Annotated in this window: 6 protein-coding genes; 4 read left to right on the top strand and 2 right to left on the bottom strand. The window is 63.1% G+C overall.

Going from position 1 to position 5,459, the window contains the following annotated elements; translation table 11 throughout:
- Positions 1-32 precede the first annotated feature (32 nt).
- The gene (locus tag WBB85_RS08545) at positions 33-335 is read left to right on the top strand and encodes an HNH endonuclease (protein ID WP_432638199.1); all 303 of its coding nucleotides are present in this window, start codon (positions 33-35) and stop codon (positions 333-335) included.
- A 6-nt stretch (positions 336-341) separates the two neighbouring features.
- Here the strand turns inward: WBB85_RS08545 and WBB85_RS08540 are convergent, their stop codons facing one another.
- A complete protein-coding gene (locus tag WBB85_RS08540) occupies positions 342-956 on the bottom strand; it encodes an enoyl-CoA hydratase/isomerase family protein (protein ID WP_432638198.1) in 615 nt (204 codons plus the stop codon).
- 138 nt (positions 957-1,094) lie between these two features.
- Here WBB85_RS08540 and WBB85_RS08535 point away from each other — a divergent pair, with 138 nt between their 5' ends.
- From WBB85_RS08535 to WBB85_RS08525, 3 genes are all read left to right on the top strand, one after another.
- On the top strand, positions 1,095-2,579 hold the full coding sequence (locus WBB85_RS08535) for a DUF2125 domain-containing protein (RefSeq protein ID WP_432638197.1): 1,485 nt from the start codon (positions 1,095-1,097) through the stop codon (positions 2,577-2,579).
- A gap of 186 nt (positions 2,580-2,765) precedes the next feature.
- On the top strand, positions 2,766-4,112 hold the full coding sequence (locus tag WBB85_RS08530; protein ID WP_432638196.1) for a TldD/PmbA family protein: 1,347 nt from the start codon (positions 2,766-2,768) through the stop codon (positions 4,110-4,112).
- Positions 4,099-4,878, top strand: a complete 780-nt coding sequence (locus WBB85_RS08525) for a 3'(2'),5'-bisphosphate nucleotidase CysQ (RefSeq protein WP_432638195.1) — start codon at positions 4,099-4,101, stop codon at positions 4,876-4,878. The genes WBB85_RS08530 and WBB85_RS08525 overlap by 14 nt, the downstream gene beginning before the upstream one ends.
- Here the strand turns inward: WBB85_RS08525 and WBB85_RS08520 are convergent.
- Positions 4,868-5,245, bottom strand: coding sequence for a hypothetical protein (locus WBB85_RS08520; RefSeq protein WP_432638194.1), 378 nt, complete (start codon positions 5,243-5,245; stop codon positions 4,868-4,870). The two genes, WBB85_RS08525 and WBB85_RS08520, sit on opposite strands and share 11 nt — an antisense overlap.
- Positions 5,246-5,459: the final 214 nt, after the last annotated feature.

Genomic DNA, 5,459 nt, shown 5'->3' with positions numbered 1-5,459 from the left:
TGCTCACTCCATCCTGTGACAAGAAACCGGCCATGACACAAGCACCCGATCCGCTCTGCCCGCTCTGCCTGCGCCCGATCCCTACGGATGTGGCGCAAAGCCGTCACCACCTCGTGCCCAGACTTCGCGGTGGAAAGGGCGGCCCAGTGGTGCTGTTGCATGCGATCTGCCATGCCGAAATTCACGCGACGCTGAGCGAAACGGAACTCGCCCGCGACTATCCGACGATGGAAGCTTTGCGCGCCCATCCAAGACTTGCGAAATTTGTGCGATGGGTGGCGTCACGCCCACCCGGCTTCCGGTCGCGCATCCCCGGGCCGCGACGGCGGCGCTAGACAGAATCAGCCGAAAAGGCGCTTGATCCCCGCGACATGGTCGGGATGCGCCGCACTTGCATCGACCGTCAGGTCCGTGACAGAGGCGTCCAAAACCTCTGGCGCAACGATCCGGTCCACCAGCCCCCAGTCCTGCGCCTCTTCCGCACCGATTTTTGCGCCCGCCATCAGGATCATCTTGGCCCGCGCCGGTCCGATCAGCGCGGCCATCCGCACTGGGTCAGAGGGTTGCGGCAGAAAGCCGAGCTTCATCACCGGATAGAAGAACTTCGCCGTCGGCACCGCGATCCGGATGTCGCAGGCCAGAACCATGCCGAACGCACCACCGGCAACCGTGCCATTCAGCGACGCCACCGTCAGGCAAGGCAGATTGGCTATGGTGCCCGAGAGGCGTTCCCAGACCGGATCGGTCGCCAGCCCTGCGCGCGCCTCATCCAGATCGGCCCCGGCGGAAAAGACTTTGCCCTCGCCAGTCAGAACCAGCGCCTGCACCTGTTCCTGCCCCGCCGCCTCGGCAATGTCCGCAAGATCACCCAGCATCGCGCCGGTCAGTGAGTTGGCCTTTTCGGGTCGCGCGATTGTGACCCGCCAAAAACCATCATGCTTATCCAGTCGGATCATTGCCTTACCGCCATGAAATCGTCAGATTGTTCCCCTTAACAGCCGTAGATGGTGGAATTCCATCCCCCGGCAGCCCTTGACCCTACCCGCATGCGGCAGGATGTTGTGGGCGAGTTTGAAAACAAGGCAGGCTTCCAGATGAAAAAATTGACCGGTTCCAGCGCTCTGATCGCCCTTCTACTGTCCACAACGGCCGTTTGCGCCGAAGTGACGGCTGAGGAGGTGTGGCAGGGCATTGCCGGGTATTACACCGACCTCGGCCAGACCGTATCCACCGGATCGCAGGAGATGCAGGGCGATACGTTTGTCATCACCGATGCCGTATTCAAAAACGAAGTACCCGAAGGCGGGTTTCAGGCCTCGGTCGCGGAAATCCGGCTGAAGGAACTGGGCGACGGGCGGGTCGAGATGACCATGTCCGAAGAGGTTCCCGTTACCGTCACGACAAAACCCGAAACCGGCGAAGCCGTTGATATGGCGATGAACGTCACCCATTCTGGCTTTGCGATGATCGTCTCGGGCAGTGCCGATGATACGGTCTATGACTACACCGCGCCGGAAATGGGATTCTCCATGGATGGTGTGAAGGTGGACGATGCGGAAGTTCCGCTGAAGCTGAATGCAACGCTTTCGGGCAACAGTGGCAGCTACCGGATGACTTCGGCAGATGGCCGCAAGGTCACGTCTGATCTCGCGGCGGAAAAACTTGATTTCGCGGTGACCGCGAAAGACCCGGAAGGCAAAGGCACGTTCTCGGCCTCGGGCTCATTGACCGGGCTGTCGGGCACATCCGACGTGACCATTCCGGCTGGCGTCGACATGACGAACATGCATGACGCGCTTCAAGCCGGCGTCGCAATGGACGGCAACTTTGCCTATACCGGCGGCGGTTATGTCATGGATTTCGCTGACGAAAACGACAACATGCACGCGCAGTCGACCGGCGGTGGCGGTACCCTCCATTTCGCGATGTCGGCGGATGGCATGTCCTATGGCGGCACTGGCAAAGATGCGAAAATTGCAGTGCAGGTCTCATCCTTCCCGCTGCCCATTGACCTTTCGATGGCCGAAAGCGCCTTTAACTTTGCGATGCCCGTGGCGAAAAGCGATGAGGCGCAGCCCTTCGGTTTGCTGGTGAAATTCGTCGGCCTGGAAGTCTCGGAAGGGCTTTGGGGCATGTTCGACCCGGCGGCCCAGCTGCCGCGCGATCCGGCGACGCTGATCGTCGATCTTTCCGGCGCGGCGAAGTTGCTGGTCAATATCCTTGATCCCAAGGAAGCCGATGCAATGGGTGCCCAGCCGCCGGGGGAATTGAATGCGCTTGATATCAATGAGTTGAAGCTTTCGGCGGTCGGTGCGGAACTGACCGGCAATGGTGCGCTGACCTTTGATAATACCGCAGGAATTCCAAAGCCTTTGGGCGCGGTCGACCTGCAACTGAACGGTGCCAATGCCCTGATCGACAAGCTGGTTGCGATGGGGTTCGTGCCTGAGGATCAGGCAATGGGTGCCCGCATGATGATGGGCCTTTTCGCGGTACCGACGGGTGAAGATGCGCTGAGCTCCAAAATCGAGTTCAAGGAAGATGGCGGTGTTTACGCCAACGGCCAGCGGGTTCAGTAGCACCCTGAAACAAGACATTCGAACCGCCCGCCACCCGGCGGGCGGTTTCGTTTCGGGCGTATGGCATCCGTCCGGCACGCGTATGGCATCTGTACCGACACCGTCCCGACATCTGTCGCGGCGCCCTTGCGCCCCGATCCGGGCCGGACTAGGTCGTATCAAACCGATCCAGAGCAGGACCCAGCGATGACCGACCGGCTTTCCAATCTGACCGAAGCGCTTCTGACGGCGGCGGCGAAAGCCGGGGCCGAGGCGGCCGATGCGATTGCCGTCGACGGGACGTCAGTTTCGGTCGATGTGCGGGGCGGCACACTTGAGCAGGCGGAGCGGTCCGAGGGGATCGAGATCGGGTTGCGCGTTCTGGTCGGGAGACGGCAGGCCTGTGTCTCGGCCTCGGACATTTCCGACCGGACCATTGCCGAGATGGCCGAACGCGCCACTGCGATGGCCCGCGAAGCGCCGGAGGATGAGAGCGTCGGGCTGGCCGATCCGTCGCAGCTTGCAGATGCATGGAATGTAGCGGCCCTTGATCTGATCGACCCTGCCGCCGAACCGGCCGCCGTCGAGCTTGAGGATGATGCCCGTCGCGCCGAGATCGCTGCGCTCGCGGTCAAGGGCGTCAGCCAGTGTCAGTCCGCCTCGGCCAGCTATTCCCGGCGTCATGTCCATTTCGCCGCGTCGAACGGCTTTTCCGGTGGCTATGGCCGCACCGGACGGTCGATCTCGGCCGTGGCGATTACTGGTGAAGGGCTGAAGATGGAACGCGACTGGGCGGCTGAAAGCCGGACCTATCAGTCCGACCTGCCCGGCGCAGAAGACATCGGCTTGCTGGCCGGCACCCGCGCCGTTGAACGTGCCGGGGCGCGTAAACCCAAGACCGGGGCCTATCCGGTGCTCTTTGACGAACGTATCGCCGCAGGGCTGATCGGCCATCTGTTGGCCGCCGCCAATGGCTCGGCGATCATGCGCGGCTCTTCCTGGCTGCGCGACGCTTTGGGGGCGCAGGTTCTGCCCAAGGGGTTGTCGATCCATGAAAATCCGCACCGGCCACGCATCTCGGGCTCGCGTCCCTTCGATGCCGAGGGGTTGGCGACCGCGCCGCGCGATATCGTGCGGGACGGGATGCTGATGGGCTGGACGCTGGACCTTGGCACGGCCCGCAGGCTTGGCCTGCAATCGACCGCAAACGCGACGCGCGGCACGTCGTCTCCGCCATCGCCGAGCGTGTCTAATATCGCGCTGACCCAGGGCGACAAAAGCCGGGAGCAGTTGATCGCCGAGATGGGGACGGGCCTTTTGGTCACCTCGATGATCGGTGCCTCGATCAACCCGACGACGGGGGACTATTCGCGTGGCGCCTCGGGCTTCTGGATCGAGAATGGCCAGATCACCCATGCGGTCAATGAATGCACGATCGCCGGGAACCTGCGCGACATGCTGATGCGGATCACGCCCGCGAACGATGCGCGGGGGCATCTGAGCCATGTGGTCCCCTCGCTTCTGGTCGAAGGGCTGACGCTTGCCGGGGAATGACCTTGCCCTTCTGATCGACGCGGCGCGCGAGGCGGGGCGCATCGCACGCGGTTATTTCCGCCGCGATCCCGGCATCTGGGAAAAACCGGATGGCGCCGGGCCGGTGACCGAGGCCGATCTGGCGGTCAACCGGATGCTGCATGCCGAACTCGGCGCGGCGCGCGCCGACTATGGCTGGCTGTCCGAAGAAACACCCGACGATGCCGCCCGGCTTGGCATTGAACGCACCTTCATCATCGACCCGATCGACGGCACCCGCGCCTTCATTGAGGGCGATACGGCCTGGGCGCATTCGCTGGCCGTTGCCGAAGGTGGGAGGGTGACGGCAGCGGTCGTCTATCTGCCGATGCGCGACGCGCTTTACGCGGCGACCGAAGCGGGACCGGCGCTCTTGAACGATGCGCCGATCCGGGCATCCGCAAAGGAAAGCGCGGGCGAGGCGACACTACTGACAGCCAAGCCCAACCTTGCGCCAGAACTTTGGAAGATCGGTGCGCCGCCGCCCTTCACCCGCAAGTTCCGGTCATCGGTTGCCTGGCGGATGTGTCTGGTTGCCGAAGGGCGCTATGACGCGATGCTGACCCTGCGCCCAAGCTGGGAATGGGACATTGCCGCGGGCGACCTGATCGCGCGGCGCGCAGGCGCGACCGTCACCGATCGCCATGGCGGCGCATTGCGCTTCAACGCCGCCGACCCGCGCGTGCCGGGTGTCATCGCCGGACCGCAGAAGCTGTGGTCAGAGCTGCATTCGGGCCTTATTCCGTAGGCAGAATGCCGATGGTTCCGGCTTCGATCACCTCAACCCGCACACCGTCAAGCTGGTCGGGCAGGTGCTGATCCGCCTGAAGCGTGTCGGACGCAACCTTCTGGCTGACATAGACGTTGATGCAGGCCTTGCCCGCGTCGTCACCCGTCAGGCAGACGCCATCCGATACAGCGACGACATTGGGATAGGCCATCAGATCGGCCTCATGCCGCGCCAGTACTTCGGCGACCTTGCCGCCGCCCGCGCCGAAGGGTGTGCCGCCCGTCTCATCGCCTGTATTCGAAGCGAAGGTCTTCCATTTCTCCGCGACGTTTTCGCCGGCGGCGATATCATCAGCCGTCCAGGCTGGGCCGAGTGTTCGTTTCATGGCTGCCTCCAGGGCTAACGGGCCAATTTGGCCGGTTTCAATCGCTCCCGCGCCGCCGGGTATCAGGGCGGCAGCGCAAAGCACATGTACTGCTAGTCGGTTCATTTCCGCTTCCCTCCTTGATTGGGAAGATCGTTCCGGCACGCTGGGTTCAACCACCCACGCAAATGCCTCTGACCCTGCAAGAGATAGGGGCGGTGACGGGGTCTAACAA

The organism is Albidovulum sp. (assembly GCF_049646345.1).
In the GTDB taxonomy this organism is placed as follows: domain Bacteria; phylum Pseudomonadota; class Alphaproteobacteria; order Rhodobacterales; family Rhodobacteraceae; genus Albidovulum.
This window is presented reverse-complemented; position numbering and strand designations above follow the sequence as displayed.

Coding starts and splice junctions, on each gene's coding strand:
- WBB85_RS08540 (WP_432638198.1), bottom strand. CDS start 956: ATGATCCGACTGGATAAGCATGATGGTTTTTGGCGGGTCACAATCGCG.
- WBB85_RS08530 (WP_432638196.1), top strand. CDS start 2,766: ATGACCGACCGGCTTTCCAATCTGACCGAAGCGCTTCTGACGGCGGCG.
- WBB85_RS08535 (WP_432638197.1), top strand. CDS start 1,095: ATGAAAAAATTGACCGGTTCCAGCGCTCTGATCGCCCTTCTACTGTCC.
- WBB85_RS08545 (WP_432638199.1), top strand. CDS start 33: ATGACACAAGCACCCGATCCGCTCTGCCCGCTCTGCCTGCGCCCGATC.
- WBB85_RS08520 (WP_432638194.1), bottom strand. CDS start 5,245: ATGAAACGAACACTCGGCCCAGCCTGGACGGCTGATGATATCGCCGCC.